26 protein-coding genes are annotated in these 26632 nt (G+C 66.8%); 19 read left to right on the top strand and 7 right to left on the bottom strand.

Features of this window, described 5'->3' with window-relative positions:
* Window positions 1–172: 172 nt before the first annotated feature.
* Both HB681_RS24445 and HB681_RS24440 read right to left on the bottom strand, forming a co-directional pair.
* Window positions 173–1939, bottom strand: coding sequence for an amidohydrolase family protein (locus tag HB681_RS24445; RefSeq protein WP_213957458.1), 1767 nt, complete (start codon window positions 1937–1939; stop codon window positions 173–175).
* Window positions 1917–2795 (bottom strand): bile acid:sodium symporter, encoded by an 879-nt coding sequence (locus HB681_RS24440; RefSeq protein WP_213957457.1) that lies wholly within the window; start codon window positions 2793–2795, stop codon window positions 1917–1919. Before HB681_RS24440 ends, HB681_RS24445 begins: the two co-directional genes overlap by 23 nt.
* A 124-nt stretch (window positions 2796–2919) precedes the next feature.
* On the opposite strand from HB681_RS24440, the gene glyQ reads away from it, so the two are divergent.
* Genes glyQ through HB681_RS24400 form a run of 8 tightly spaced genes read left to right on the top strand, consistent with a single transcriptional unit; the run spans window position 2920 to window position 9599 of the window.
* The gene (gene glyQ / locus HB681_RS24435) at window positions 2920–3825 is read left to right on the top strand and encodes a glycine--tRNA ligase subunit alpha (RefSeq protein WP_213957456.1); all 906 of its coding nucleotides are present in this window, start codon (window positions 2920–2922) and stop codon (window positions 3823–3825) included.
* 9 nt (window positions 3826–3834) lie between these two features.
* On the top strand, window positions 3835–5967 hold the full coding sequence (glyS, locus tag HB681_RS24430) for a glycine--tRNA ligase subunit beta (protein ID WP_213957455.1): 2133 nt from the start codon (window positions 3835–3837) through the stop codon (window positions 5965–5967).
* Between the two features lie 25 nt (window positions 5968–5992).
* Window positions 5993–6325 carry a hypothetical protein gene (locus HB681_RS24425; protein ID WP_213957454.1) on the top strand — a complete coding sequence of 111 codons (333 nt, stop codon included), beginning with the start codon at window positions 5993–5995 and terminating at the stop codon, window positions 6323–6325.
* A complete protein-coding gene (locus tag HB681_RS24420) occupies window positions 6322–6483 on the top strand; it encodes a hypothetical protein (protein WP_213957453.1) in 162 nt (53 codons plus the stop codon). Before HB681_RS24425 ends, HB681_RS24420 begins: the two co-directional genes overlap by 4 nt.
* Complete coding sequence (gmhB, locus tag HB681_RS24415) at window positions 6480–7070, top strand: D-glycero-beta-D-manno-heptose 1,7-bisphosphate 7-phosphatase (protein WP_213957452.1); 591 nt, start codon at window positions 6480–6482, stop codon at window positions 7068–7070. The genes HB681_RS24420 and gmhB overlap by 4 nt, the downstream gene beginning before the upstream one ends.
* A 30-nt stretch (window positions 7071–7100) precedes the next feature.
* On the top strand, window positions 7101–7835 hold the full coding sequence (locus HB681_RS24410; RefSeq protein WP_213957451.1) for a lysophospholipid acyltransferase family protein: 735 nt from the start codon (window positions 7101–7103) through the stop codon (window positions 7833–7835).
* Between the two features lie 29 nt (window positions 7836–7864).
* On the top strand, window positions 7865–8836 hold the full coding sequence (locus tag HB681_RS24405; RefSeq protein WP_213957450.1) for a SprT family zinc-dependent metalloprotease: 972 nt from the start codon (window positions 7865–7867) through the stop codon (window positions 8834–8836).
* A 28-nt stretch (window positions 8837–8864) separates the two neighbouring features.
* The gene (locus HB681_RS24400; protein WP_213957449.1) at window positions 8865–9599 is read left to right on the top strand and encodes an alpha/beta fold hydrolase; all 735 of its coding nucleotides are present in this window, start codon (window positions 8865–8867) and stop codon (window positions 9597–9599) included.
* 132 nt (window positions 9600–9731) lie between these two features.
* On the opposite strand, the gene HB681_RS24395 is transcribed toward HB681_RS24400, so the two are convergent.
* Genes HB681_RS24395 through HB681_RS24385 form a run of 3 tightly spaced genes read right to left on the bottom strand, consistent with a single transcriptional unit; the run spans window position 9732 to window position 13002 of the window.
* Window positions 9732–10502 carry an SDR family oxidoreductase gene (locus HB681_RS24395; RefSeq protein ID WP_213957448.1) on the bottom strand — a complete coding sequence of 257 codons (771 nt, stop codon included), beginning with the start codon at window positions 10500–10502 and terminating at the stop codon, window positions 9732–9734.
* Between the two features lie 27 nt (window positions 10503–10529).
* A complete protein-coding gene (locus HB681_RS24390) occupies window positions 10530–12320 on the bottom strand; it encodes a hybrid sensor histidine kinase/response regulator (RefSeq protein WP_213957447.1) in 1791 nt (596 codons plus the stop codon).
* Window positions 12321–12327: 7 nt separating this feature from the next.
* On the bottom strand, window positions 12328–13002 hold the full coding sequence (locus HB681_RS24385) for a response regulator transcription factor (RefSeq protein WP_213957446.1): 675 nt from the start codon (window positions 13000–13002) through the stop codon (window positions 12328–12330).
* Between the two features lie 126 nt (window positions 13003–13128).
* Between HB681_RS24385 and HB681_RS24380 the strand changes: the two genes are divergently transcribed.
* On the top strand, window positions 13129–13848 hold the full coding sequence (locus tag HB681_RS24380) for a GNAT family N-acetyltransferase (RefSeq protein ID WP_213957445.1): 720 nt from the start codon (window positions 13129–13131) through the stop codon (window positions 13846–13848).
* Here the strand turns inward: HB681_RS24380 and HB681_RS24375 are convergent.
* Both HB681_RS24375 and HB681_RS24370 read right to left on the bottom strand, forming a co-directional pair.
* A complete protein-coding gene (locus HB681_RS24375) occupies window positions 13823–15145 on the bottom strand; it encodes a protein kinase (RefSeq protein WP_213957444.1) in 1323 nt (440 codons plus the stop codon). The genes HB681_RS24380 and HB681_RS24375 overlap by 26 nt on opposite strands.
* Window positions 15146–15148: 3 nt before the next feature.
* A complete protein-coding gene (locus tag HB681_RS24370; protein WP_213957443.1) occupies window positions 15149–16213 on the bottom strand; it encodes an MBL fold metallo-hydrolase in 1065 nt (354 codons plus the stop codon).
* A gap of 101 nt (window positions 16214–16314) precedes the next feature.
* Here HB681_RS24370 and HB681_RS24365 point away from each other — a divergent pair, with 101 nt between their 5' ends.
* The 10 genes from HB681_RS24365 (at window position 16315) to HB681_RS24320 (ending at window position 26605) form a co-directional block, all read left to right on the top strand.
* Window positions 16315–16719 (top strand): MerR family DNA-binding transcriptional regulator, encoded by a 405-nt coding sequence (locus tag HB681_RS24365; protein ID WP_213957442.1) that lies wholly within the window; start codon window positions 16315–16317, stop codon window positions 16717–16719.
* Window positions 16720–16776: 57 nt separating this feature from the next.
* Window positions 16777–17526: a carbonate dehydratase gene (can, locus tag HB681_RS24360; protein WP_256735083.1), complete on the top strand. Its 750-nt coding sequence runs from the start codon at window positions 16777–16779 to the stop codon at window positions 17524–17526.
* Between the two features lie 6 nt (window positions 17527–17532).
* Window positions 17533–19353 (top strand): bifunctional isocitrate dehydrogenase kinase/phosphatase, encoded by a 1821-nt coding sequence (gene aceK, locus HB681_RS24355; RefSeq protein WP_213957441.1) that lies wholly within the window; start codon window positions 17533–17535, stop codon window positions 19351–19353.
* 137 nt (window positions 19354–19490) lie between these two features.
* Window positions 19491–20675, top strand: a complete 1185-nt coding sequence (locus HB681_RS24350; protein WP_213957440.1) for an acetyl-CoA C-acyltransferase — start codon at window positions 19491–19493, stop codon at window positions 20673–20675.
* A 64-nt stretch (window positions 20676–20739) separates the two neighbouring features.
* Complete coding sequence (locus HB681_RS24345; RefSeq protein ID WP_213957439.1) at window positions 20740–21996, top strand: glutamate carboxypeptidase; 1257 nt, start codon at window positions 20740–20742, stop codon at window positions 21994–21996.
* 2 nt (window positions 21997–21998) lie between these two features.
* On the top strand, window positions 21999–22628 hold the full coding sequence (locus HB681_RS24340; RefSeq protein ID WP_213957438.1) for a pyridoxamine 5'-phosphate oxidase family protein: 630 nt from the start codon (window positions 21999–22001) through the stop codon (window positions 22626–22628).
* 58 nt (window positions 22629–22686) lie between these two features.
* Entirely contained in the window at window positions 22687–23817 is a 1131-nt protein-coding gene (locus HB681_RS24335) for an acyl-CoA dehydrogenase family protein (RefSeq protein WP_213957437.1), read from the top strand.
* Between the two features lie 321 nt (window positions 23818–24138).
* Window positions 24139–24543, top strand: a complete 405-nt coding sequence (locus tag HB681_RS24330; protein WP_213957436.1) for a YchJ family metal-binding protein — start codon at window positions 24139–24141, stop codon at window positions 24541–24543.
* Window positions 24544–24774: 231 nt separating this feature from the next.
* A complete protein-coding gene (locus HB681_RS24325) occupies window positions 24775–25620 on the top strand; it encodes a DUF3047 domain-containing protein (protein ID WP_213957435.1) in 846 nt (281 codons plus the stop codon).
* Between the two features lie 31 nt (window positions 25621–25651).
* Window positions 25652–26605, top strand: a complete 954-nt coding sequence (locus HB681_RS24320) for a VTT domain-containing protein (RefSeq protein WP_213957434.1) — start codon at window positions 25652–25654, stop codon at window positions 26603–26605.
* The last annotated feature ends 27 nt before the right edge of the window (window positions 26606–26632 follow it).

Raw genomic sequence — 26632 nt, 5'->3', positions numbered from 1 at the left:
TCGCTACCCGACGCAGACGCAGTCACAGGGCAAGGCGACATCGCTTCCTCAGGCGCTTCGAGGCTCGCCGGACCGAGCTACGCCTGGCCGGCCGCGTGCTGCATCGTCGAGATGGAGAAGCCGAATCGAAGCGAGGGGCCGGGCGACGGCAGTTGCCGCTTGCTTCGTCAGCTCAGGCGCCGAGCCGCACGAGGCGTCCTGGCCGGGCGGTGGTGATCGTGCCGTCCCGCTGCACCGCCTGGCCGGCAACCCAGGTGCCGCGGTAGCCCGTGGCCTTTTGCATGAAGCGCTTGCCGCCGGCCGGAAGGTCGGCGACGAGCTTGGGGGCGCCCACACCGAGCGCTTGCGGATCGATCACGTTCAGGTCTGCTCGCATGCCGACTTGAAGCGTGCCACGGTCCTGCAGGCCGAGGTAGCGGGCGTTGCGCTGGGTCAGCATCTGCACGACGGTCTCGAGCGGCAGGCGGCCCTGCTCGCGGTCGCGGGCCCAGTGCGTGAGCATGAAGGTGGTGAAGCTCGCGTCGCACACGGTGCCCACGTGCGCGCCCGAGTCGCTCAGGCCCGCAAGCGCGCGCGGGTGCTGCAGCATCTCGCCGAGCACGTCGAGCGAGCCGCCGTTGTAGTTGAAGATCGGGAAGTAGATGAGATGGTCGCCGTCGCCGCCGGACAGGTGGTCGTAGAGCGCCTCCAGTGGCTTGATGCCGGCCTGCTTCGCGCGCACGAGGAAACTCTGCATTACCGAGGGTTCATAGTCCGGCGACGGGCCGAGCGGGAACATCCGGCCGCTGATCAAGTCGATGCGGGCCAGCAGTTCGTCGACGAGTGGCGGGATGGCCGTGCCGTCGCCGGCGAGCCGTGCTGATTTCTCGCCGAGGATGCGCGCCTTGCGTGCGGGCTCGCGCATCGCAGCCGCGCGTTCGGCCAGCGGGAGGTGCGCGATTTCCTTGTAGCCCGGGAAGCCCATGAAAGGGTGGAAGCTGGCGTCGAGCCCGTTGATGACGCCGATGCCGCGCGCGGCGGTCTGCAGGTAGAGCGGCAGGCCTTGGGCCACGCCAGCTTCGACGCGATCGCGGATGGCGAGGTACTGTTCCCCGCCGGGGTCGCGCTGCAGCCAGGTCATCGACAGCGGGCGGCCGCAGGCGCGGGCCATCTGCTCGACGAGTGCGAACTCCTGATCGAAGTTCTCGGGGCCGCGCAGCAGGTCGAAATCACTCACGCATTGCACGACGCCGTGTTGCAAGCCGTCGAAGGCGGAGGCGATGCCGATCAGTTCGGCGGCGCTGGCTTCGGACGCGGGCGTCTCGAGGCCGTCGGAGGTTCGGTGGTTGTCGCTGCGGCCGGTGCTGAAGCCGGCGGCGCCCGCTTCAAGCGCTTCACGCAGCAGTGTGCGCATTGCCGCGATGTCTTCCGGCGTGGCGGCTTGCTGTGCGACCGCGCGTTCGCCCATCACGTACATGCGCAACGGGTCATGCGGGACTTGCACCAGATAGTCGAGGCTGCGCGGCGTGGCGGCCAGCGCGTCCATGTACTGCGGGAAGCTTTCCCAGTTCCAGCGGATGCCCTCGTGCAGCGCGGCGCCGGGGATGTCTTCGACGCCTTCCATGAGCTTGACGAGGTCGTCCTCGTGGCCTGGCCGCACGGGCGCGAAGCCGACGCCGCAATTGCCCATCACCACGGTGGTGACGCCGTGATGGATGCTCGGGGAGAAGCAGTCGTCCCAGGTGGCCTGGCCGTCGTAGTGCGTGTGGATGTCGATGAAGCCGGGTGTGACCCAGGCGCCCTGGGCATCGAGGGTTTCACGTGCGGTGCCGGCGAGTTCACCAGGCGTGCGGCTGATCGCCGCGATCTTGCCGTCACGCACCGCGATGTCGGCGGTGTACGGGGCGGCGCCGGTGCCGTCGACCAGCGTGCCGTTCTCAATAAGCAGGTCGTGCTGCATCTTTTCGTCTCCAGAAGAATGCCAGCGAGAGTCCGCTGACGATGTGCCAGATACCCCACAGGCTGGCGATCAGCACCATGCCCAGGTCACTGTTGAATTGGACCGCGATGATGCCCAACGCCAGGCCCGAATTCTGCATGCCGCCTTCGATCATCACGGCGCGGCGATCGTATTCGCTCACGCGCATCGCGACGCTGGTGATGAAGCCGAAGAACAGGCCGCTGGCGTTGTGCAGGATCACGATGACCAGCAAGGGCAGCAGGCCGATGGCGAGCAGCTGCCGTTGCACGATGAGGCCGATGACGATGAAGGCCAGCAACGCCACGAGCGAGAAGTTGGCCAGTGGCTTCTGCAGCTTCTTCGACAGCGCGGGCTTGAAGTGCGTCAGCGACAGGCCCAGCGCCATCGGGATCGCGAGCAACAGCAGCAGGCTCACCCAGATGTCGGACGGGTCGATGGAGAGCGTGCGCAACCAGCCCGCAGTGGCCGGGTTGTTGGCGACTATCCAGCTGAAATTGAACGGCGTGGCAACCAGCGCGATGACGCTGGCGACTGCCGACACGCTCACCGACAAGGCCGTGTTGCCGCGGCCGAAGTGCGTGATGACGTTGCTGAGCGAGCCGCCGGGGCAGGCCGCGACGAGGATCATCGCGACCTCGATGTCCGGCGGCAGGTCGAGCGCGAGCGTCGCCGCCCACGTGCCGACCGGCAAGAGGATGAACTGGGGAATCAATCCGCAGATGACGGCGCGGGGCGTCTGGGCAACCCGCTTGAAGTCATCGACCTTCAGCTCCAGCGCGACCGAAAAAACCATCGTGGCAAGGACCACGCTCAATATCAATTGTTGTGCGCTCAAAGCGATCTCCTGGGCCCGGGAGCCTAACCGCCGCGGCGCCGGCCCCGCCCCCGTAAAATCACCGGCTTTCGCGGACCTCGTCCGCGCGTTCGTGCTCTTTGACCGGACTACGCCGGCCAGTCTCATGTTGACCTTCCAGCAAATCATTCTCAAATTGCAGTCGTACTGGGCCGACCAGGGCTGCGCGTTGCTGCAGCCCTATGACATGGAAGTGGGTGCGGGCACATCGCACACGGCCACCTTCCTGCGCGCGCTCGGACCGGAGCCGTGGAAGGCCGCCTATGTGCAGCCGAGCCGCCGTCCCAAGGACGGCCGCTATGGCGAGAACCCGAACCGCATGCAGCACTACTACCAATACCAGGTGGTACTCAAGCCCGCGCCTTCGAACATCCTGGAGTTGTACCTGGGTAGCCTCGAAGCGCTGGGCTTCGACCTGAAGAAGAACGACATCCGCTTTGTCGAGGATGACTGGGAGAACCCGACGCTCGGTGCATGGGGCCTGGGTTGGGAGGTCTGGCTCAACGGCATGGAAGTCACGCAGTTCACCTATTTCCAGCAGGTCGGCGGCATCGATTGCAGGCCGGCGACCGGCGAGATCACCTACGGGCTCGAGCGCCTCGCCATGTATCTGCAGGGCGTGGACAACGTCTACAACCTCACGTGGACCGATGGCCTCAGCTATGGCGATGTCTACAAGCAGAACGAGGTCGAGCAGTCGACCTACAACTTCGAGCACAGCGATGTCGACTTCCTGTTTACCGCTTTCGCAGCGCACGAGAAGCAGGCCAGGCACCTGATGGAGCAACAGTTGGCACTGCCCGCCTATGAGCAGGTGCTCAAGGCGGCGCACAGCTTCAACCTGCTGGACGCGCGTGGCGCCATCAGCGTGACCGAGCGCGCGGCCTACATCGGCCGCATCCGCAACCTCGCGCGCAGCGTTGCGCAAAGTTATTACGAGAGCCGCGAGCGGCTCGGCTTCCCGCTCGCACCGCGCGAGTGGGTCGCGCAAATTCCGAAGAAGGTTGCCTGAGCGATGAGCATGAATCACAACAAGAACCTGCTGGTCGAACTGTTCGTCGAGGAACTCCCGCCGAAGGCCTTGCGCAAGCTGGGCGACGCATTCGCGGGCGTGCTGCGCGACCAACTGGTGGCGCAAGGGCTGGCGGGTGGCGGCTCGGTGCTGACGGCGTTTGCATCGCCGCGCAGGCTGGCAGCGCATGTGACGCACATTGCCTCGCAAGCCGCCGACAAGGCCGTCTCGCAAAAGCTGATGCCGGTGGCGGTCGGGCTGGATGCCTCGGGTGGCGCGACGCCTGCATTGCTGAAGAAGTTGACCGCGCTGGGTGCCGACGCCTCGGCGGTGGCGGGCCTCAAGCGCGCACAGGACGGCAAGGCTGAAGCCTTGTTCTACGAAAGCACGGTGAAGGGCGCGACGCTGGCCGAGGGCTTGCAGAAGGCGCTGGCCGAAGCCATTGCGAAGCTGCCGATTCCCAAGGTCATGAGCTATCAACTCGAGACCCGCTGCGAACTGCCGGGCTGGAGCAGCGTGAGCTTCGTGCGGCCTGCGCATGGCCTCGTCGCGTTGCATGGCGCAGACATCGTTGACGTCGAGGCGCTCGGCCTGGCGTCGGGCCGCGACACGCACGGCCATCGCTTCGAGGCGAAGGTCGACCCGGTCGTGCTGCGCGACGCGGACAGCTACGCGCGACAACTTGCCGATGAAGGCGCGGTGATCGCGGGCTTCGATGCGCGCCGTGGCGAGATCGCGCGGCAACTCGGTGCCGCGGCGGCGAACGTGGGCGGCGGCGCGAAACCAATCGAAGACGATGCGCTGCTCGACGAAGTGACGGCGCTGGTCGAGCGACCCAACGTGCTCACTTGCACGTTCGAGGAGGAGTTCCTCGCAGTGCCGCAGGAGTGCCTGATCCTCACGATGAAGGCCAACCAGAAGTACTTCCCGCTGGTCGATGCACAGGACAAGCTCACCAACAAGTTCCTCGTCGTCAGCAACATCACGCCCGATGACGCGAGCGCGGTGATCCAGGGCAACGAGCGCGTGGTCCGCCCGCGCCTGGCCGATGCCAAGTTCTTCTTCGACCAGGACCGCAAGAAGACGCTCGCCTTGCGCGTGGAATCGCTGGGCAAGGTGGTCTATCACAACAAGCTGGGCACGCAGGGCGAGCGCGTCGAGCGTGTCATGCGCATCGCGCAGGCCATTGCGGCGAAGCTGGGCGATGCGAAGCTGGGGCAGCAAGCCGTGCAGGCCGCGCAGCTTGCCAAGGCCGACCTGGTCACCGACATGGTCGGCGAGTTTCCCGAGCTGCAGGGCACGATGGGCCGCTACTACGCGCTGCACGACGGCCTCGATGCTGCGGTGGCCGATGCCATCGAAGACCACTACAAGCCGCGCTTCGCCGGCGACACGCTGCCGCGCGGCAACGTGGGCATCGTGGTTGCGCTGGCCGACAAGCTGGAAACCCTGGTCGGCATGTTCGGCATCGGAAACCTGCCGACCGGCGACCGCGACCCGTTCGCGCTGCGTCGTCATGCGCTGGGCGTGGTGCGCATGCTGGTCGAGCGTGCCCTGCCGCTGCACTTCCATGAGTTGACGCGGCTGGCGTTCCAGGCTTTCGGGCCCTTGCTGGCCAAGGACCCTTCCGTTGAACTCGACGAGTTCCTCATCGAACGCCTGAAGGGCTATCTCAAGGACACCGGCTACTCGGTGCCGGAGGTCGATGCCGCGGTGTATGCGCGCAAGCTCACCGAATGGTCGAGCCTGCCAAAGCGGCTGGCCGCAGTTCGCGCCTTCGCCGCGCTGCCCGAGGCGCCCGCGCTTGCCGCGGCCAACAAGCGCATCGGCAACATCCTGAAGAAGTCGCCTGAATCGGCGGACGCGCCTGTGACGGAGGCCTTGCTGCAGGAGCCCGCCGAGAAGGCGCTGCACGCCGCGATGCAGCAGATCGTCCCGACGGCCGACGCCCGCTTCGACGCCGGCGACTACACCGCGTCGCTGCAAAGCCTCGCCGCGCTGCGTGCGCCGGTCGATGCCTTCTTCGATGGCGTGATGGTCAATGCCGAGCAGGCCGACTTGCGGCTGAACCGGCTGGGCCTGCTCAAGTCGCTGCACGAGTCGATGAACCGCGTGGCGCAACTGGAGCGGCTGGCGTCGTGAGGTCCGGCGCTCAATAATCGTTGCAATGAACCGGCAGCAACAACTGGATCAGTTTTCGCTCGCCCTGCATCGCAGGGCGATTCAAGTGTTGCGTCGCGACCCTGCGCTTCGTACACGCGCGCTCGACACAATTGCACGCTGGCGGCTGAAGACCGGCGCAACGCGTTCCGATCTGCTCTGGAACGAATGGGAACACCTGCTGGGCAATGATGGCTTCGAGGCGCTGGAAGACCCGGCCCTTGCCGAGCCGGATCACGGGCAGCTCATGCGCAGTGTTTCACCAATGGGTGGACTGATCGACCAGCACGAGCGAGCGCGATTGCTCAAGCTCGCGCGTGGGCAGGTTGCTGTGCCATGACACGCGAAGAGCTTGAACATGTATTGCGCGCCTCTGCCGCCATTGCAAAGGAAACGTCACTGCGAGAGCGCGTCGCCATGTTGGACGACGCCAAGTATCCACATGCGCATCTCGCATGGATCGATCGTCGCGCCCTCGAAGCCAAAGGCACACCATGAAGCTCGTCATCCTCGACCGCAACGGCTCCATCAACGTGCACCGCGAGGACTTCGTCAAGAGCGAGGTCGAGTGGACGCCCTTGCCCAGCGCGCTCGAAGCGATTGCGCGGCTCAACCATGCAGGCTGGCATGTGGTGATCGCGTCGAACCAGTCGGGGCTCGGTCGCGGCTTGTTCGACGTGGCTTCGCTCAACCAGATGCACGCCAAGATGCACAAGATGCTGGCCGCCGTGGGCGGCAAGGTCGACGCGGTGTTCTATTGCCCGCACAGCCCCGATGAGAACTGCGCCTGCCGCAAGCCGAAGCCTGGCTTGTTCCTGCAGATCGGCGAGCGCTACGGCATCGACCTCGATGGCGTGCCGACAGCGGGCGACAGCCTGCGCGACGTGCAGGCCGGCGCTGCGGCGGGTTGCGAGCCGCACCTGCTGCTGACCGGCATGGGCGAAGCGTGCCGCGGCGTCTTGCCGCTGCCGCCCGAGTACCCGCCCGGCACGCAGGTCCACAACGACCTCGCGGCTTTCGTCGACTTCCTGCTGGCGCGCGAAGAGCGCGAAGCGAAGGCTGCGCTCGCGGCGCCACAAGACTGACTTTTTCCATCGCACAAGTAGACCGATTCCATGGCATTTCTTCGTTCCGTTGTTCACATGCTGTGGATGCTCGTCACCGTCATCCCCTGGGGCCTCATCATGGTGGTCGCCTCCATCTGGCGCCGTGGCGAGCCGCTCTGGTGGATGGCCGTGCGCTGGCTCAGCTGGGCGATTGGCGGCGCGCGCGTCATCTGCGGCATCGAGACGCGCGTCACCGGCATGGAGAACCTGCCGCAGGACAAGCGCGCCGGCGCGGTGCTGCTGGTGAAGCACCAGTCGACGTATGAGACTTTCCTGATGCCGACGCTGATGTCACATCCGCTGGCCTTCGTCTTCAAGAAGGAGCTGATCTACGTGCCCTTCTTCGGCTGGGCCATGGCGCGGCTCGACATGATCCACATCGACCGCAGCCAGCGGGCGCAGGCCTTCAACAAGGTGGTCAGCCAGGGACGCAAGCTGCTCGAACAAGGCATCTGGATCATCATGTTCCCCGAGGGCACGCGCATTCCGCGCGGGCAGAAGGGTACCTACAAGTCGGGCGGCACGCGGCTGGCCTGCGAGACCGGCGCGCCGGTGGTGCCGATCGCCGTGACCTCGGCCAAGGTGTGGCCCCGCAAGGCCTTCATCAAGCGGCCTGGCATCGTCGACGTGTCGATCGGGCCTGCGATCCCGAGTGCGGGCCGCAAGCCCGACGAGCTGATGCGCGAAGTCGAAGCCTGGATCGAGGCCGAGATGCGCCGGCTGGACCCCGAGGCGTATCGATGACACGGGCCCAAAGGCCAGGGGCCTGAAGCATGCGCGGGCTGCTGCAATACACGCTGGACCTGTTCGACGGACTGTCGACGGACGCGTCCGGATCGAACGCGCCGTCGAAGCCGAAGGGCCCGCGTCGCGGCCCGGTCGCGCCGGTGGTTCCCGAGGCGCCAGAGGCCGCGGCTGCGCTCGCCGCCGATGCCGGACCACGCACATCGGCGCCTGAAATATCGCTGGCCGATTCGCTCACGCCGGCGCGCTTCGTGCACCCGCGGGCCACGCGCGAGGCCACGCTCGGCAATGCGCGCGTGGCCTATGAGTTCACGCGTGGCCAACGCCGCACGATCGGCTTCGTGGTCGGTGCGCAGGGGCTGTCGGTGAGGGCGCCGCGCTGGGTTGCATTGCGGGATGTCGACGCGGCGCTGCAGGAGAAGTCCGCCTGGATCCTGCGCAAGCTCACGGAAGCCGACCAGCGCTATGCACGGCTCGAAGCCGCGCGCATCGAATGGCGCGATGGCGTGAGCTTTCCGTTTCTCGGCGAGCCCGTGGTGGTGCGACTGGACCCCCGCCATGGTTTCAAGGGCGTGGGCGCCGTGCTCGAAGCTGGCGACCCTGCGATGCCGAAGACCTTGCGCATGGCGCTCGCGCAGAACGCGACGCCGGAGCAGATCCGCGATGCCGCGCAGGCCTGGCTCTCGCGGCAGGCGCGGCGCATCTTCATCGAGCGGCTCGACCATTTCGCGCAACGGCTCGGCGTGCGCTGGACCAAGCTGTCGCTCTCGAATGCCTCGACGCGTTGGGGCAGCGCCAGCGTCGACGGTGCGATCCGCCTGCACTGGCGACTGATTCATTTCCGCTTGCCGGTGATCGACTACGTGGTCGCGCACGAGCTGAGTCATCTGCGCGTGATGGACCACAGCCCGCGCTTCTGGGAGACGGTGGAGAGCGTGGTGCCGGACTACGGCGTGCTGCGCAAGCAACTCAAGGACGAGACGATCCCACGCTGGTCGTGAAACGCATTCCCGAGGCTATGCTCGCCCGATGGAAAAACGAACCTATCTCCTGGTCCACGGCGGATCGCACGGCGGCTGGTGCTGGCGCGACGTGGCGGCGTATCTGCGTGCTGCCGGCCACGCGGCGCAGACGCCGACGCAGACCGGCCTGGGCGAGCGGCGCCACCTGTTGAGCCCGGACATCACGCTGGAAACCTATGTCGACGACATCGCCAACGTGATCGAGGCGGAGGAACTGGAGGACGTATTCCTGGTTGGCCACAGCTTCGGTGGCTGCGCGGTGGTGGGCGTGGCCGAGCGCATGCCGCGGCGCCTGCGCCACCTCGTGTTCCTGGATTCGCTGATCCCGATGTCGGGCAAGAGCATCATGAGCGGCTTTCCCCCGGACGTGCGGGAAGCCAGGCTCGCGGCCGCCGACGCATTCAGCGGCGGCCTCTGCACACCGGTACCACCGGCGACCAATTTCGGCCTGTCGCGCGAACACGAAGGCGATGCGACCGTGGACTGGGTGCAGCGCCGGCTCACCCCGCAACCGCTCAAGACCTACCTCACGAGCCTGACGCTGGCGCACCCGGTGGGCAATGGCGTGCCCGCCACCTATATCCGCTGTACCGATCCGTTGTACGACAACGTTGCACCGAGCGCGGCGTTCGCCAGGGCGCAGCCCGGATGGGACTACCGCGAACTCAAGACCGGCCACGACGCCATGATCTCGGCCCCACGAGAACCGGCCAACATGCTTCTTGGAATTCAAGCTGCCTGACTTGCGCCGCGAAGGTGTGAAGATTCCGTAGCGAGGGCGCCGAGCTCGGGTCGAGGAGCGGAACCGCACTCTCGTGCGGTGAGCGCCGCAAACCCGAGATCGGCGTCCGCAGCAGGAAGATTCACACCTTCGTCAGCGAGCCCAGGCTACGCCGCCGTCTACCACCAGCGTGGCCCCCATCACATAGTCGCCCGCGCGCGACGCGAGGTAGATCGCCGCGCCGGCCATGTCCTCGGGCGTGCCGATGCGGCCGGCGGGAATGTGCCCCTTGACCTCGTCGGCGTGGTCGCGCGCTTCCTTGTTCATGCTGGAAGCGAATGCGCCCGGGGCGATGGCGCTGACCGCGATGCGTTCCTGCGCCAGGCGCAGCGCCATGCGCTTGGTGAGATGGATCAGGCCGGCCTTGCTGGCGGCGTACGAATAGGTCTCCTGCGGGTTGACCGATACGCCGTCGATCGACGCGATATTGATCACCTTGGCCAGGTGGTCGGTGGCGGCGGCCTTGAGCATCGGCGTGAGCGCTTGCGTCAGGAAGAAGGGCGTCTTGAGGTTCAGGTCGACGACCTTGTCCCAACCGCTTTCGGGGAAGTCGTCGTACGGCGCGCCCCATGCGGCGCCGGCGTTGTTGACCAGGATGTCGAGCGTCTTCTCATGCTTCGAATAGGCCTGGACCAGTGCCTGCGCACCCTCGACGGTCGACACGTCGGCGGGCAGGGACACGCAATGGCCGAAGGCCGACAGTTCCCTGGCCGTCTGGTCGCAGGCATCGGCCTTGCGCGCCGAGATGTAGACGCGGGCGCCTTGGGCCAGGTAGCCCTCGGCGATCATGCGGCCGATGCCGCGCGAGCCGCCGGTGATGAGGGCGGTGCGGCCCTTGAGTGAGAAGAGTTGTGTGGTGTCCATGCGTTGCTCCGGGAAAGAGCGCGCAGCTTAGTACCGGGCGCTGCCGGACTCGGTCACCAACGCGCCAGCGCGGGCCACCACTTCCTGCAGCGTGCGCGCCAGCACGTCGCCGCTCAAGGGCTTGTGCAGCACGCGTTCGGCGGCGCGCGACAAGTCGGCGAAGCGCTCGGGCGCGGTCTCGCCTGTGACGATCACGGCCGGTACGCCGGGCAGGCGCTGGCGCACGCGCTCGATGACGTCGAGGTCGGTCTCGCCGCGCAGTCGATAGTCGATGACCAGCACATCGGGCACGTAGCCGTTGGCCAGCGCCAGTTCCGCCTGGTCGCCGCTCTCCACGCCCTCGACCGTCCACCCCAGCTGGGTGAGGTAGGTGCACAGCGCGGCCAGTCCTTCGGATTCGCCGTCGATCAGCAGCACCGTGAGCGGCAGGCTCTCGGCCGGGCGCGCCCGCGCAGCCGCCCGCGCGGGCGGCTGGCTGGGCGGCATGGCGGATGCGATGCGAAGCTCGAAGGTCGTGCCGCGGCCCGGAATGCTGTCCAGCCTGAGCTTGTGCTTCAGCAGGGCCGCCGTGCGCCGCACGATCGCCAGGCCCAAGCCGAGTCCCTGCGCACGGTCGTGCGGTGTGTTGTCGAGCTGGTAGAACTCCTCGAACACGCGCTCGCGCTGGTCGAGCGGTATGCCGGAGCCGGTGTCCGCCACCTGCACCAGCACATGCCCGCGCGGACCGCGCCGGGCCGAGAGCGTGACGCCGCCGCGTTCGGTGAACTTGATCGCGTTGTTGACCAGGTTGCCGAGGATGCGCAGGAGCTGGTCGCTGTCGGTCAGGCACCAGAGCGTCTCCGCCGGCAGGTCGACCTGGAGCTGCAAGCTCTGCTGGGCCGCGAGCGCCGCGTATTCGTCATGCACCGCGCGCAGCAGCGTGCCGATGTCGTGCGCCGCGAGCCTGGGCTCGATCGAATGGGCTTCCAGCCGCGAGATGTCGAGCAGGGTGTCCAGCAGGCCGCTGCTCTGGCGCAGCGCGCTGCCGATGCCGCGGCTGATTTCCTTGAGCAGGACGTCGTTGCCGCGCTGCGCGAGGATCTCCAGCGTGGTCGCATTGATCGACAGCGCGTGCAGCGGCTGGCGCAGGTCATGGCTGGCGGCGGCGAAGAAGCGCGTCTTGGCGGCGCTGGCGGCCTCGGCGCGGTCGCGCTCGAGTTCGACCGACTCCGAGAGCTTGGCGTTGTCCTCCACCAGCGCCATCAGTTCCTTGAGGTTGCGGTCATGGTCGCGCACGCTGGCCAGCAGCACCACGTACATGATCAGGACGCCGATGCCGAACGAGATGCCCAGCGTTCCGCCGCGCAGGAACCAGCCGCCGGCGATGAGCCCGAATGTCGGCGTGCACAAGCCCAGGAAGGCGGGCACCGAGCCTGCCATCGACGCGGCCGCCACCGTGCAGCCGGTCACCAGCATGATGCCCATGAGCAAGGGCGCCTCGTCGTTCGGAGCGGAGTAGGCGAGCAGGACGATCGGCGCGGTCACCAGCCCGCTCAAGGCGAATCCGCGGTTGAGCCGGGGCAGGGCGGCGGCTTTCTCGACCGCGGATTGCTTTTCCACGCGGCGCGCCAACGTCCAGCGGTAATACATCATCACGCCGGTGAGGGCCAGCCACACCCATGGCCACACCACCAGCCCTTGCCGCATGGCGACCACCGCCAGGATGACGTAACCCACGAACAACGCCGGCAAGCGCTTCAGGTAGCGCAGCATCAACTCGACACGCCGCTCGGCAATCCGACGCTCGATCCGCTCCGCACGAGGGATCGGGTCGTGCATTGGCACCTCAACCAATGTGCATGCCCTCGCGCGATGCCTGGTAGGCGGCCTCGGTGCGATTGCGCACGCCGAGCGCGCTGTAGACCGCACTGAGATGCGCCTTGACAGTCGATTCGGCAATGTCCAGCTGCCGCGCGATCAGCTTGTTGGACAGGCCCCGGGTGGCGGCGCGGTACACGGCCATCTGCCGCGCGGTCAGCCCTGCCAGGCGGGGGTCGAGTGCCGTTTCCGAATGAGGCCCGCTGGCCGCAGCTGGCGCGCCCGCGCCCGCTGCGCTACCGATGCCGCGCGCCGGGTAGGTTTCGGATGGCAGGAAGACGCGCCCCGCGAGCACGTGCCTGAGGGCTGCCACCATCATCTCGGAACTGTATTTCTTGGGAATGAAGCCGGCGGCGCCGAGCTCGATCGAGTGCCGTATCAGGGTGGCGTTCGTTTCGCCCGACAGCACCACGATGCGTGCCGTGCAGCCCGCGTCGCGCAGCCAGCGGATCGATTCCGTGCCTTCGCAATCGCTCAGGTGCCAGTCGAGCAAGACGATGTCGAACTCGGTCAGTTGCACCAACTGGACCGCATGGGCCATGTCACCGGTGGTTTCGACGCGAAGCTCGGGCACCAGTACGTTGAGCAGGTTCTTCATGCCCTGCAAAAACATCATGTGGTCGTCGACCATCAGCAAGTTCATTTTTGTATCCCCCCAACCGCAGTATTCACCAGATTCGCATTGTGCGAGTGCTCACTCATACTTTGGTCGTACTGTCAACGCCCCCATGGATGGGGAAACCGCAGCGCGCCACTCGTATGCTTGGGCATGAATGCCAGTTCCGACAGGCTTATAACCCCAACGCCCCTACGGTCAAGCGGCGGGCTCGTCGATTCGTACCTGATCAGCCACTACCCGACGAGCCTGATCGACGTGCGCCGGTTCAATGGCGACCATCGGCTCACGCTGCGGCCAGTGATGCCCCAGGACAACCGCCTGTTGGCGGAGTTGATCAACCGGATGTCGGAGCGCTCGCTTTCACACCGCTTTCCCAACGCGCAACTGCCTGCAACGGCTGACGAACTGGCGAGCCTCGTCTGCATCGATTACCGCCGCCATCTCGCGATGGTGGTGGCCGTGCATGAAGGCGGGCGCGAGCACCTGGTGGCGGAAGCGCGCTACCTGATCGATCCCGATGGGCAGTGCGCGGAGTTCATGCTGATGGTGGACGATGCCTGGCAACGTCGCGGCATCGCGACATGGGCGCTGCAGTCCCTGAGCCATGCGGCCTGCATGGCCGGCGTCAACTGGATTCGCTGCGACGTGCTGGCCGACAACGCACCGATGCTGGCGCTGATGCGGCGCCATCGCTTCTGCTGCACGGTCGATCGCGGCGACGACGATATCGTGCATGCCGAGACACGCCCGCGTGTCTTGCTGGCCTCGGCCTCGGCGCCTCGGCCCAAGCCAATTGCGCGGGCATTGCGCTGGCTGGAGGCCGCGCTCGCGGTGGACGCACCTTTCAGCCGTTCGACAACGCAGCGCTGACCTGGGCGAAGTCGGGACGCAGGGCGACGGCGTCCTCCAGGCAGCGTGACTGAAGCGCCCGCCATGGCGCCAACGCGGCTTCGTCGGCGTCGATGCAGCGATCGAGCAGCTCTTCCAGCAGGCAGCCGAAGGCGCGCACCTCGATGCGCTCGAGGGCGGGGGCTTGTGCACCCGTACCGACAAAGGATGCCGCGCCGAAGTCGCCAAGCAGCGCCTGGCCCGTTCCGTCGTGCAGGATGTTGTGGCCGTAGAGGTCGCCGTGCAGGATGCCGCGCGCATGCAATTGCGCGGCGGCTGAAGCCACCTGCCGCGCCATCGCCAGCGCGGTGGCCAGCGGCCAGCGGGCGTGCTCGTCATAGACGTCGCGCGTGCACGATCGGAAGCTCGGCGGCCCGGCCAGGTTGCGAAAGTGCGGCGGCACCAGTGCGAGCACCAGGGCTTCGACGTCCTCCGGGTGGTGGGCGATGCGGCCATGCACAGCGATCAGTCCACCGTTCTCCCCGGCCGCCATGCAGGCCGCCATCTCGCTGTGCGGCCAGCCGTCGCTGGTCACGGCGCCCTTGAACAGCTTCACCGCGACCGCCTCGCGCGCATCGGCCGTCCGCTGCCACGTGCCCCGGTGAATGACGCCGGACGCGCCTTCGCCAAGCCGCTCGTCGAGCGTGAGTTGCGACCAGTCGATGACCGGCACCGCTTGCCGCGACAGTGCGGCGGCCTCGTTGGCATCGCTGAACGGATTGCCCGCGCAAGCCAGCCAGGCGAGCCGTGGCATTTGCAGCAGCCAGTCCGGCAGGGTCTCGAATCGGTTGGCGGAGATTCGCAGCAGTTCGAGACGCTGGCAGCCGGCCATGTCATCGGGCAGCGAACGCAGGCGGTTCCCGGCCAGCATCAGCTTCTGCAAGCGCGGGAAGCGGCTCCAGCCGTTCGGCAAGGATTCGATGGCGTTGTCGGTCAGGATCAGCCAGCGCAGCCGCGGGGGCAGGGCGCTGGCGGACACGTCGCGAATCCGGCAGGACTTGAAGCCGATCATCTCCAGCGAGGCGCACGCGCCGAGCGACGCCGGCAATTCAGTGAAGGGGTTCTGGGAGCAGAACAGGATGCGCAGGCGGTGCAGCCGGCCCAGGTCGTCGGGCAGGGTTTGCAGCGCATTGCCCGAGAGGTTCAGCACCTCGAGCGTGTCGGCCAGGTCGAAGATCTCCCGCGGGAACTCGGTCAGCCCGCAGGAGACGAGGTCGAGCGCGCGGTGGCCCGCCAGTTCACCGCTGCGGAGCTGGGCGAGTGTGTGCCCCTTCGCCACTGCTCAGGGAGCGCCGAAGCGGTAGACGCCCTGTGCATCGACCGTGCGCCTGAGCTGCCCCGCGAAGCGCAGCAGGTGCAGGTGCGCCACCGTCTCGCCCATCGCAAAGGTCACCTGATGGAAGTCGAGCGGGCGCTTGAACATGATCGGCATCGCCTCGGCCGCGGTGTGCGGGCGCTCCGTGCAGGCCGCCAGCATCTCGGCAAGCCGGTCGCGGTGGTGTTCCTGCAACTGCCCGACGCGGCGATGCACGCCGGTGAAAGGTTTGCCGTGCGAGGGCAGGCACAGCGTGTCTTCTGGCAAGGTGAGAAAACGCTCGATGCTGTCGAGGAACAGGCGCAACGGGTTGGCATCCGGCTCGCCCGAATGCACGCTCACGTTGGTCGAGATGCGCGGCAGCATCATGTCGCCGCCGATGAGCGCGTGCAGCTCGTCGCAATACAGCGCGATGTGCTCGGGCGCGTGGCCGTAGCCGCTGATGCACTGCCAGTCGCGGCCGCCGATGCGCACCGTGTCGCCGTCGAGCATGCGCACGAAGCTGTCGGGCACCTCCGGCACCATGTTGGCGTAGTAGTTGCTGCGGCCGCGGATCTTTGCGATGGCCTCGCGATCCGTCATGCCATGCGCGGCGAAGAAATCGGCGGCGCCGTCGCCACCCGCCAGGCTGTCGCTGGCGCCGGGGCTCGTGAGCGTGCGGGCCACGTGGTAGTCGGTGGAGCTGATCCACAGCGGTGCGTTCCAGCGTGCGCAGATCCAACTGGCCAGGCCGATGTGGTCGGGATGCATGTGCGTGACGATCACGCGCAGGATCGGCAAGCCCTCCAGCTGCGTCGCGAAGATGTCTTCCCATTGCTTGCGCGATGCGTCGTGCGCGATGCAGCAGTCGACGACGGTCCAGCCCTCGACGCCATCGATGGTGTCGCGCAGCAGCCAGAGGTTGATGTGGTCGAGCGCAAAGGGCAGCGCCATGCGGATCCAGCGCACGCCGGGCAGGACCTCGTGGGTGGTGCCGGGGGCCGGCAGAAGGTCGCCCAGGGGGTAATGGAGTTCGCGTTCGAGCAAGTTCATGTACGATTGACGTTTACGTAAACGTCATGGGTGAATCGCCCATTGTAGAGACAGCCGCCTGATCGCGCTGTCACGCCCGCAACGCCCCTCACTTCGACCGGATGGATCCGCAGACCTTCACCATCAGCGACCTTGCCAGGGAATTCGACCTGACCACGCGCGCCATCCGTTTCTACGAGGACGTGGGCCTGCTCGCGCCCATGCGCAGCGGCCCGGGCGGCCGGCAGCGCGTCTACACCGCGCGCGACCGGGCGCGCCTCTTGCTGACCCTGCGTGCCAAGCGCCTGGGCCTGAGCCTGACCGAGGCGAAAGACATCCTCGACATGTACGACAGTCCGCGCGACACGGTGCTGCAACTCAAAAAATTCCTGGGCGTGCTGGGCGCGCACCGGGCACAGTTGGAGAGTCGGCACGCCGAGTTGCAGGCCAACCTCGACGAGGTGCGCGAGCAGGAGAAGAAGACGCGCGCCACCCTGGCCCGGGCGCTCAAGGCCAAGGCCGAATGAACCGGCCGCAAGAAATGTTCAATCCCGTTCATTAACGCTCATCGGACAATATCCGCCATGTCAGACAACCTCCCCGACCTTTTCGCACACAACCGTCACTGGGCCGCCCAGGTCGAGCGTGATCGCCCTGGCTTTTTCACCAGCCTGGTGAAGCAGCAGACGCCCAAGTACATGTGGATCGGCTGCTCCGACAGCCGCGTGCCGGCCAACCAGATCACCGGGCTGGAGCCCGGCGAGGTGTTCGTGCACCGCAATGTGGCCAACATCGTGGTGCACTCCGACCTGAACGCGCTGTCGGCGATCCAGTTCGCGGTCGAGCGCCTGAAGGTGCAACACATCATGGTGGTCGGCCACTATGGATGCTCCGGCGTGCAGGCCGCCATGGAGGGTGCCCGCATCGGCATCGCCGACAACTGGATCCGGCATATCCAGGACGTGCGCGACCGCCATCGCGTGCTGCTGGAGTCCGTGCCGGCCGAGTCGCGCGCCGATGCGTTGTGCGAGCTCAACGTGGCCGAACAGGTGGTCAACGTGGCGGTCAGCACCGTGATGGTCGATGCCTGGAGCCGCGGCCAGAACGTGAGCATCCATGGCTGGGCCTTCGGCGTGCACGACGGCCTGCTGCAGGACCTGGGAATCACCGCCGACAACACCAAGCCGCTGGAGACGCAGTACAAGGCCGCGGTGCAGCGCATCCGCTACAAGTGGACCGGCAACGGGAATGGGAACGGCAACGGCAATGGGAACGGCAACGGCAATGGGAACGGCAACGGCACACACAATCCGGAGGTCACCAAGGAGGCATAAGAACAAATGTTCCCGCAACGCCTGGATTCCCCGCTCGCGTACGACATCGCCAAGGCGCTGATCGACGGCTTCAACCGACATTACCGGCTGTTTCGCGCGGAGTCGTCACGGGCCAAGCATCGGTTCGAAACGGCGGACTGGCATGGCCAGCAACGCGCCCAGCGCGAGCGCATCGAGTTCTACGACCTGCGGGTGAACGAGGCCGTTGCCCGGCTGGAGAAGGAGTTCAAGGCGGGCGACCAGCCGATGGACGTGTGGCACCAGATCAAGCTGCACTTCATCGGCCTGCTCGTGAACCATCACCAGCCCGAACTGGCCGAGAGTTTCTTCAACTCGGTCACGACCAAGATCCTGCACCGCGCGTATTTCCAGAACGACTTCATCTTCGTGCGGCCCGCAATCAGCACCGAGTACATTGAGCCGCGCGGCGCGCCGCATTTCCGCGCCTACTACCCCACGCACGAGGGGCTGGCCGACACGGTCGAGCGGATCATCGAGGACTATGCGCTGCTGGGCACCTTTGCCAACAAGCGGCGCGACGCGGAGCGCGTGGCGGCCGCGATCCTCGGGCGCTTCCACCAGGTCAAGCTGCGTGCCAACTTCCAGCTGCAGGTGCTCTCGGGCCTGTTCTATCGCAACAAGGGGGCGTACCTGGTCGGCAAGATCATCAACGGCTTCGTCGAACTGCCTTTCGCGCTGCCGATCCTGCACGACCGCAAGGGCCATTTCTACGTCGACGCGGCGCTGTTCGGCGAAGACGACCTGCAGATGCTGTTCAGCTTTGCGCGCGCCTATTTCATGGTCGACATGGAAGTGCCATCGGCCTACGTGCAGTTCCTGCGATCGCTGATGCCGCGCAAGCCCCGCGCGGAGATCTACAACGCACTCGGGCTGGCCAAGCAGGGCAAGACGCTGTTCTACCGCGACTTCCTCTCGCACCTGAACTACTCGAGCGACAAGTTCCGCATCGCGCCCGGCATCAAGGGCATGGTGATGCTGGTGTTCGACCTGCCGTCGTTCCCGTACGTGTTCAAGGTGATCAAGGACTACTACCCGCCGCAGAAGGAAACCACGCGCGAGCAGATCAAGGGCAAGTACATGCTGGTGAAGCACCACGACCGCGTGGGTCGCATGGCCGACACGCTGGAGTACAGCGACGTTGGCTTCCCGCTGGACCGCTTCGAGCCCGACCTGATTGCGGAGATCGAGAAGTTCGCGCCGAGCCAGCTGGAAATCGGGGACCGCGACGCCAACGGGGAACTGGAAGTCGTCCTCAAGCACGTCTACATCGAGCGCCGGATGATCCCGCTCAACATCTACCTGCAGGAAGCCTTCGACCAGATCGCCTCGCCCGACAGCGCGACCATGGGCAAGCGGGCCCGGGACCAGCTGGAGCGTGCGGTGACCGAATACGGCAACGCCATCAAGGACATGGTGGCGGCCAATATCTTTCCGGGTGACATGCTGTGGAAAAACTTCGGTGTCACGCTCAACGGCAAGGTCGTTTTCTACGACTACGACGAGATCGAATACATCACCGACTGCAACTTCCGCAAGGTGCCCACGCCACGCAACGAGGAAGACGAGATGAGTGGCGAGGTCTGGTACAACGTCGGCCCGAAGGACGTGTTCCCCGAGACCTTCGGCCCGTTCCTGCTGGGCAACGATTCGGTGCGCAAGGCATTCATGGCGCACCATGCCGACTTGCTGGATGCCGCCTTCTGGCAAAGCCACAAGGAGCGCATCCAGGCGGGCCAGATGCTGGATGTTTTCCCTTATGACGAGGCGCAGCGATTCGAGCACGATGGCCACGCGCCGTATTTTTGAAATTCGAACACGAACAGCCGAACACGGATAGCCGAACGCAGAAGACGACCAATCGGAATTCCTTTTGCGACTTCTGCGAAACCTTTGCGACCGTGCGTTCGGCTGCGCCAATTTCCCAACCTTGAAAGAGACCGTCTATGTCTGAATCCATCGTTATCGTCGGCGCCGCGCGCACCCCCATGGGCGGCTTCCAGGGCGACTTTTCTTCATTGGCCGCGCACGACCTCGGCGGCGCGGCAATCAGGGCCGCCATCGAGCGCGCCGGCGTTGCGCCGGACTCGGTCGGCGAGGTGCTGTTCGGCAACTGCCTGATGGCGGGGCAGGGCCAGGCGCCGGCACGGCAGGCGGCCTACAAGGGCGGGCTGCCCGACGGCGCGGGGGCAGTCACGTTGAGCAAGATGTGCGGCTCGGCCATGAAGGCCGCGATGATGGCGCACGACATGCTGCTGGCCGGCACGCACGATGTGATGGTCGCGGGCGGCATGGAGAGCATGACCAATGCGCCCTACCTCATGCTCAAGGGCCGCGGCGGCTACCGCATGGGCCACGACCGGATCTTCGACCACATGATGCTTGACGGCCTCGAAGACGCGTACCAGCCGGGCCGCTCGATGGGCACTTTCGGCGAGGACTGCGCGGCCAAGTACAGCTTCACGCGCGAGCAGCAGGATGCGTTTGCCATCGCCAGCGTCGAGCGCGCGAAGAAGGCGACCGACACCGGGCTGTTCAAGGACGAGATCACGCCGGTCACGGTGAAGGGCCGCGGTGGCGACACGGTCGTCTCGATCGACGAAGGCCCTGGCAAGGTCAAGCTCGACAAGATCAAGACGCTGAAGCCCGCGTTCAAGAAAGACGGCGGCACCATCACGGCCGCATCCAGTTCCTCCATCAACGACGGCGCCGCCGCGCTGGTGATGATGACCGAGTCGCATGCGAAGAAGATCGGCGCGAAGCCGCTTGCACGCCTGGTCGGCCATGCCACGCACGCACAGCAGCCCGAATGGTTCTCGACCGCGCCGGTGGGCGCCGTGGGCAAGCTGTTCAAGAAGACCGGCTGGAGCGTGAAGGACGTGGACCTGTGGGAAGTCAACGAGGCCTTTGCCGTGGTGCCGATGGCGCTGATGCATGAGCTCAGCGTCTCGCACGACATCGTCAACGTGCATGGCGGCGCCTGCGCGCTGGGCCACCCGATCGGCGCCAGCGGCGCGCGCATCATGGTCACGCTGATCCATGCGCTGAAGTCGCGCGGGCTGAAGCGCGGCGTGGCCACGCTTTGCATCGGCGGCGGCGAAGGCACGGCCGTGGCGCTCGAAGTGCTTTGAGGCAGACTGCCGCCTGTGCGCAGGGGGCTTTGTGCAGACAACGATTCACGAGCGAGGAGATCCCGTGCGCCCGACCTTTTTCCGCACCACCCTGGCGATGGTGCTTGCCTCGGCCTTCCTGGCCCCGGCCACCCTTGCCCAACCCAAGCGCGACAACGCGCTGTTCGACGCCGCCACCGCCGAGCAGCCGGCCGTGCTCAAGACGCTGGAAAGACTCGTCAACATCGAAACCGGCACGGGCGACGCGGATGGCATCGCCGCCGCCGGCAGGTTTCTCGAAGAGGAACTCAAGGCCCTGGGCTTCACCGTCGCGCGGAGCAAGTCCGCGGGCCTCGTGGTCGGCGACAACATCGTCGGCAAGATCAAGGGCAAGGGCGGCAAGAACCTGCTGCTGATCTCGCACATGGACACCGTGTACCCCAAGGGCACGCTGGCCAAGGCGCCGTTCCGCATCGAGGGCAACAAGGCCTACGGCCCCGGCATCGCGGACGACAAGGGCGGCAATGCCGTCATCCTGCACACGCTCAAGCTGCTCAAGGCCTACGGCGTACGCGACTACGGCAGCATCACGGTGCTGTTCAACACCGACGAGGAAAAGGGCTCCTTCGGCTCGCGCGACCTCATCCAGGAAGAGGCGAAACAGGCCGACTACGTGCTCTCCTTCGAGCCCAGCCCGGCCGAAGCGGAGGTGTTCCCGAGCGGCACCTCGGGCATCGCCTACGTGCAAGCCAACGTCAAGGGCAAGGCCTCGCACGCCGGCGCCGCGCCCGAGCTTGGCGTGAACGCGGTGGTCGAGGCATCGGACCTGGTGCTGCGAACCATGGACCTGGACGACAAATCGAAGGGCCTGCGCTTCAACTGGACCATCATCAAGGGCGGTGGCCCGGCCAACAACATCATTCCCGAAAGCGCGACGGTGAACGCCGACGTGCGCTACGCGCGCAACGAAGATTTCGAAGCAGCGATGAAGACGCTGGAAGAGCGCGCGCAGAAGAAGAAGGTGCCGGGCGCCGAAGTCTCGATCGTCGTCACGCGCGGACGCCCCGCGTTCTACGGCGGCGAGGGTGGCCGGAAGCTCATCGACAAGGCCGTGGGTTTCTACAGGGAAGCCGGTGGCACGGTCGAGGTGGACGAGAAGATCACCGGCGGCGGCACCGACGCGTCCTATGCGTCGCTGTCCGGCAGGCCGGTGATCGAAAGCATGGGCCTGCCGGGCTTCGGCTATCACAGCGACAAGGCGGAATACGTGGTGGTCGATTCGATCCCGCGCCGGCTCTACATGGCTGCACGAATGATCATGGACCTGGGGCAAGGCAAGTAGGCATGATCGGCACGCTCTCCGAACTGCGCGCCTTGTATGCCGCACCGGGCGAACGGGCCGTGCGCAAGCAATTGGCGCAATTGGACGTGCATTGCAGGCGGTTCATCGAACTGTCGCCGTTCTGCGTGGTGGCGAGCGCGGGCACCTCGGACTGCCTGCTCGATGCGTCGCCACGCGGTGGCGCACCGGGCTTCGTCAAGGTGCCGGATGCTTCCACCCTGCTGCTGCCCGACAGCGGCGGCAACAACCGCCTCGACACGCTGGAGAACCTGCTGGCCGACCCGCGCATCGGCGTGATTTTCATGGTCCCGGGCGTTGACGAGACGCTGCGGGTCAACGGCACCGGGCGCCTGCGTGACGAACCTGCCTTCGTCGACCTGTTCGCGCAGGAACGCCAGCGGCCGAAGCTCGTGATCGAGGTGTGCGTGCAGGAGGCGTACCTGCATTGCGCCAAGGCCTTCATGCGCTCCGAGTTGTGGCAGCCGCGCACCTGGCCCGCGCGCGATGCATTGCCGACGATGGGCCAGATGATCCACGACCAGATGCGCGCCGATGCAGCGCCTGAATCCCAAGCCGAGATGCTCGCGCGCTACCGTGCGCAACTCGCCGACGAGCGCACGACTGCGCCCTGAACAACAACCTGGTTTCGGCACAGCTGCCGATTCCGGGTCTACCACGAGATACAACGCCATGCTGCTGACCCCCGACCAGGAAGCCATCCGCGACGCCGTCCGCGACTTTGCCCAAGCCGAGCTGTGGCCGCACGCGCCCACGTGGGACCGCGACCACAGCTTCCCCAAGGCCGTGCACCAGGGCCTGGCCGCGCTCGGCGCGTACGGCATCTGCGTGCCCGAGGAAGACGGCGGCGCCGGACTCGACTACCTCACGCTCGCGCTCGTGCTCGAGGAAATAGCCGCCGGCGATGGGGGCACCAGCACTGCCATCAGCGTCACCAACTGCCCGGTCAACGCCATCCTCATGCGCTACGGCAACGCGCAGCAGAAGAAGCAGTGGCTGCATCCGCTGGCGCAGGGCCAGATGCTCGGCGCCTTCTGCCTGACGGAACCGCAGGCCGGCAGCGACGCATCGTCCCTGCGCACCACGGCCAGGCGCGATGGCGATGGCTATGTGATCGACGGCGTCAAGCAGTTCATCACCAGCGGCAAGAACGGCCAGGTGGCCATCGTCATCGCCATGACCGACAAGGCCGCCGGCAAGAAGGGCATGAGCGCCTTCATCGTGCCCACCAACGCGCCCGGCTACAACGTGGCGCGGCTGGAGGACAAGCTCGGCCAGCACAGCAGCGACACGGCGCAGATCAATTTCGACGCTTGCCGCATTCCGTCGGAAAACCTGGTCGGCCAGGAGGGCGAGGGCTACAAGATCGCCCTGGGCGCGCTGGAAGGCGGGCGCATCGGCATCGCCGCGCAAAGCGTGGGCATGGCCCGTAGCGCCTTCGAGGTGGCGCTGGCCTATGCCAAGGAGCGGCAAGCTTTCGGCGGCGCCATCTTTGATCAGCAGGCGGTGGGCTTCCGGCTGGCCGAATGCGCGACTCAGCTGGAGGCGGCCCGGCAACTCATCTGGCATGCGGCCAGCCTGCGCGACGCCGGCCGGCCCTGCCTGAAGGAGGCCGCCATGGCCAAGCTGTTTGCCAGCGAGATGGCCGAGAAGGTGTGCAGCGCCGCGATCCAGACGCTGGGCGGCTATGGCTATGTCAACGACTTCCCGTTGGAGCGCATCTACCGCGACGTGCGGGTGTGCCAGATCTACGAGGGCACCTCGGACATCCAGAAGCTGTTGATCCAGCGCGCGCTGGCCTGACGCCGCCCGGGAACGACTGCGGAAAGTTCGGCTGAGGAGCGGGTCGGCTCGGCCTTGCGCGGGCCTGCTGGCTTGGCCCCTCGGTGGCCGACCGGCATGCAGAGTTCGACCAGCACCCCGTCCCGGCAACGGACATGGCGCCGCAAGCCCCTGGCGCCGGCAGCGACTGCCCTGGCATGGGCGGCCGGGACGTCGGCCGTGACGAATGATGATGTTCCCCTGAAAAGGACATGATAGGTATCCGCCACGTCGATGCCAACGCCGGTGGTCCTCTGCCGGCGACGGCGCCAGAATCGCTTCCTTTGACCGCGATCCATCCCAATGGCCGACCTTCCATGCCCTTGCGGCCTCGCCGATGCGCGCAAGCAGCCCTTGCCTTACGCCCAGTGCTGCGGCCGCTACCTCGACGACTTCGACGCCACGCCCGCGCCGGATGCCGAATCGCTGATGCGCTCGCGCTACACGGCCTTCGTGCGCGAGCGGGCCGACTACCTGCTGGCGACCTGGCACGCGAGCAGGCGGCCGTCGCGGGTGACTTTCGATGCGGGCGCGCGCTGGCTCGGCCTGGAGGTGCGGGCGCGGCGGCTGGTCGATGACGCGCATGCCGAGGTCGAGTTCGTGGCGCGCCAGCGCGATGCCTCCGGCCGCGCGAGCCGGCTGGTCGAGCACAGTCGCTTCGTGCGCGAGGGTGGGCGCTGGTTTTACGTCGATGGCGACCTGGGCTGAAGGGCTGGAGCACGGGTGGCCAAAAGAGCGGCCCCGGCGCGCCAGGCTTGCGTGATGCGCTATCAACTCAGGAGCAGGCCGCGCGATTGTCCGCAAGGCGGTGACAGACTGATTCCATCTGACGTATTTATCTCCGGGTGCGCGAGCGGCACACTCTGAGGCTCCGGTGATTCAGCCGCGTTGCGCGCTTGCCGGTCCACCCTTGCAGCAAGACTCGAAAGGCACATCACGATGTTCTCCACGGAAGGATCCTCCGGTATCCCGCTGCGGCAGCAACAGCAACAGGGGCTGCGGCATGGGCCGGCGGTGGCGGCAGCCTTGTGCCTGATCGGGTTCGCCGCCCTTGCGCAGGCGGAGGAATCGATCCGCGCGTTCTCCAACGCGATCGGCGACCAGCCGCCCGCACCCTGGCATTTCAGCGGCTTGCCGAACAAGGTGCCGACCAGGTTCGAAATAGTGCAGCAGGGCAGCCAGCGCGTGCTCAAGGTGGAATCCGACAAGTCCTACGGCACCTTGGTCCATCGCACGCTGGTTCCGCTGCAGCGCGATCCCACGTTGACCTGGCGCTGGCGCGTCGAGCAGTTCGTGCAGGGCACCGACCTCCATGCCAAATCCGGCGACGACAGCGCGGCCAAGCTCTGCCTGTTCTTCAACTTGCCGTCGGAAAGGCTATCGGTGACCGAGCGCGCCCAGTTGAAGCTGGCCCGCGCGCTGAGCGGGGAGGATGTGCCGACCGAGATCCTCTGCTACGTCTGGGACGCCAGGGAGCCCAAGGGCAGCCAGTTCGTGAATGCCTTTACCAACCGCATGCAGATGCTGGTGCTGCAGTCCGGCCCCACCACCGCGTCCGGCGGCTGGGTGAGCGAGAAGCGCAATGTGCTGGAGGACTACCGGCGCGCCTTCGGCCGCGAGGCGGGCACGACGGTGCCGGACGTGGCGGCGGTCGCGGTGGCGGCGGATTCGGACAACACGCAGGGCCACGGCCTGTCCTTCTTCTCCGACATCGACCTGCGCGCCAATGCGCCGGCGGAAATCGTCGGCGCCAAGTCGGCCCCGGCACCGGGCGCAGCCGAATAACCGCGGGCGAACCGCTTTTCCGTACCGAACCATGAACGATCTCCTCGCACTCCTCGCCAGCCAGGGCGCCGCCGTGGTGTTCCTCGCCACGCTCGCGGCTCGCCTGGGCGCGCCGGTGCCGGCGGTGCCGTTCCTGATCGTGGCGGGCGGGCTGTCGGTGGGCGGAGGGGTCTCCTTCGCGGCGGTGACGGCGGCCGCCGTGGTCGGCAACGTCCTGGGCGACGGTGCCTGGTTCCTGGCCGGGCGGCGCTGGGGCTACCGGGTGATGCGGCTGCTGTGCCGCATATCGCTCTCGGCGGACACCTGCGTGCAGCGCAGCGAATCGATCCTCGGCCGCTGGGGTGGGCTGTCGCTGGTTGCCGCCAAGTTCGTGCCGGGCGTGTCGGTGGTGGCGCCGCCGATGGCCGGCGCGCTGGGCATGTCGAATGCGCGTTTCCTGTCGTACGAGACGGCGGGGGCCTTGATCTGGACGCTGGGCTTCCTGCTGGTCGGCGTGGTCTTCCATGCGGCCATCAAGGACGTGCTGGCGGTGCTGTCGGAGATCGGCCTTGCCGCGGCTGCGATCTGCGGCGCGCTGCTGGGTCTGTTCATGGCATGGCGCTACCGCCTGCGCCGGGCCGCGCTGGCGGCGGACGGTATCGAGCACATCGCGGTCGATGTGCTGCGCGCGGCGCTGGCCGGCGCCAGTGCGCCGTCGGTGATCGACGTGCGCGGCGCAGCGGCTCGCGCGCTGGACACGCGGACCATACCGGGCGCGGTCGGCATCGAACTCAAGCACTTGCCGCAACGGCTCGGGCCCCTGGCGGACGGGCGCGAACTGGTGGTGTTCTGCGACTGCCCGGACGATGCCTCGGCGCTGGCCGCCGCGCGACTGCTGCTGGCCGCGGGCCTGCCGCGCGTGCGCGTGCTGGCGGGCGGCCTCGATGCCTGGGTGGCGGCGGAGGCCGCCGCGGCCGCGCCGGAGATCGAACCCGCGCCGGCCTGAACCCGCGGCAACGCGCCAGGGGCGTTG

The sequence above is a fragment of the Variovorax sp. dw_954 genome, assembly GCF_018449755.1.
GTDB lineage: Bacteria > Pseudomonadota > Gammaproteobacteria > Burkholderiales > Burkholderiaceae_C > Variovorax.
Note: the sequence above shows the minus strand (reverse complement) of the source record. Positions and strands in the feature narration are given on the sequence as shown.

Bases quoted from the DNA above. Each gene is read 5' to 3' on its own strand.
- HB681_RS24445 (WP_213957458.1), bottom strand. From the start codon at position 1,939: ATGCAGCACGACCTGCTTATTGAGAACGGCACGCTGGTCGACGGCACC.
- glyQ (WP_213957456.1), top strand. From the start codon at position 2,920: ATGTTGACCTTCCAGCAAATCATTCTCAAATTGCAGTCGTACTGGGCC.
- glyS (WP_213957455.1), top strand. From the start codon at position 3,835: ATGAATCACAACAAGAACCTGCTGGTCGAACTGTTCGTCGAGGAACTC.
- HB681_RS24425 (WP_213957454.1), top strand. From the start codon at position 5,993: ATGAACCGGCAGCAACAACTGGATCAGTTTTCGCTCGCCCTGCATCGC.
- HB681_RS24420 (WP_213957453.1), top strand. From the start codon at position 6,322: ATGACACGCGAAGAGCTTGAACATGTATTGCGCGCCTCTGCCGCCATT.
- gmhB (WP_213957452.1), top strand. From the start codon at position 6,480: ATGAAGCTCGTCATCCTCGACCGCAACGGCTCCATCAACGTGCACCGC.
- HB681_RS24410 (WP_213957451.1), top strand. From the start codon at position 7,101: ATGGCATTTCTTCGTTCCGTTGTTCACATGCTGTGGATGCTCGTCACC.
- HB681_RS24405 (WP_213957450.1), top strand. From the start codon at position 7,865: ATGCGCGGGCTGCTGCAATACACGCTGGACCTGTTCGACGGACTGTCG.
- HB681_RS24400 (WP_213957449.1), top strand. From the start codon at position 8,865: ATGGAAAAACGAACCTATCTCCTGGTCCACGGCGGATCGCACGGCGGC.
- HB681_RS24395 (WP_213957448.1), bottom strand. From the start codon at position 10,502: ATGGACACCACACAACTCTTCTCACTCAAGGGCCGCACCGCCCTCATC.
- HB681_RS24390 (WP_213957447.1), bottom strand. From the start codon at position 12,320: ATGCACGACCCGATCCCTCGTGCGGAGCGGATCGAGCGTCGGATTGCC.
- HB681_RS24385 (WP_213957446.1), bottom strand. From the start codon at position 13,002: ATGAACTTGCTGATGGTCGACGACCACATGATGTTTTTGCAGGGCATG.
- HB681_RS24380 (WP_213957445.1), top strand. From the start codon at position 13,129: ATGAATGCCAGTTCCGACAGGCTTATAACCCCAACGCCCCTACGGTCA.
- HB681_RS24370 (WP_213957443.1), bottom strand. From the start codon at position 16,213: ATGAACTTGCTCGAACGCGAACTCCATTACCCCCTGGGCGACCTTCTG.
- HB681_RS24365 (WP_213957442.1), top strand. From the start codon at position 16,315: ATGGATCCGCAGACCTTCACCATCAGCGACCTTGCCAGGGAATTCGAC.
- can (WP_256735083.1), top strand. From the start codon at position 16,777: ATGTCAGACAACCTCCCCGACCTTTTCGCACACAACCGTCACTGGGCC.
- aceK (WP_213957441.1), top strand. From the start codon at position 17,533: ATGTTCCCGCAACGCCTGGATTCCCCGCTCGCGTACGACATCGCCAAG.
- HB681_RS24350 (WP_213957440.1), top strand. From the start codon at position 19,491: ATGTCTGAATCCATCGTTATCGTCGGCGCCGCGCGCACCCCCATGGGC.
- HB681_RS24340 (WP_213957438.1), top strand. From the start codon at position 21,999: ATGATCGGCACGCTCTCCGAACTGCGCGCCTTGTATGCCGCACCGGGC.
- HB681_RS24335 (WP_213957437.1), top strand. From the start codon at position 22,687: ATGCTGCTGACCCCCGACCAGGAAGCCATCCGCGACGCCGTCCGCGAC.
- HB681_RS24330 (WP_213957436.1), top strand. From the start codon at position 24,139: ATGGCCGACCTTCCATGCCCTTGCGGCCTCGCCGATGCGCGCAAGCAG.
- HB681_RS24325 (WP_213957435.1), top strand. From the start codon at position 24,775: ATGTTCTCCACGGAAGGATCCTCCGGTATCCCGCTGCGGCAGCAACAG.
- HB681_RS24320 (WP_213957434.1), top strand. From the start codon at position 25,652: ATGAACGATCTCCTCGCACTCCTCGCCAGCCAGGGCGCCGCCGTGGTG.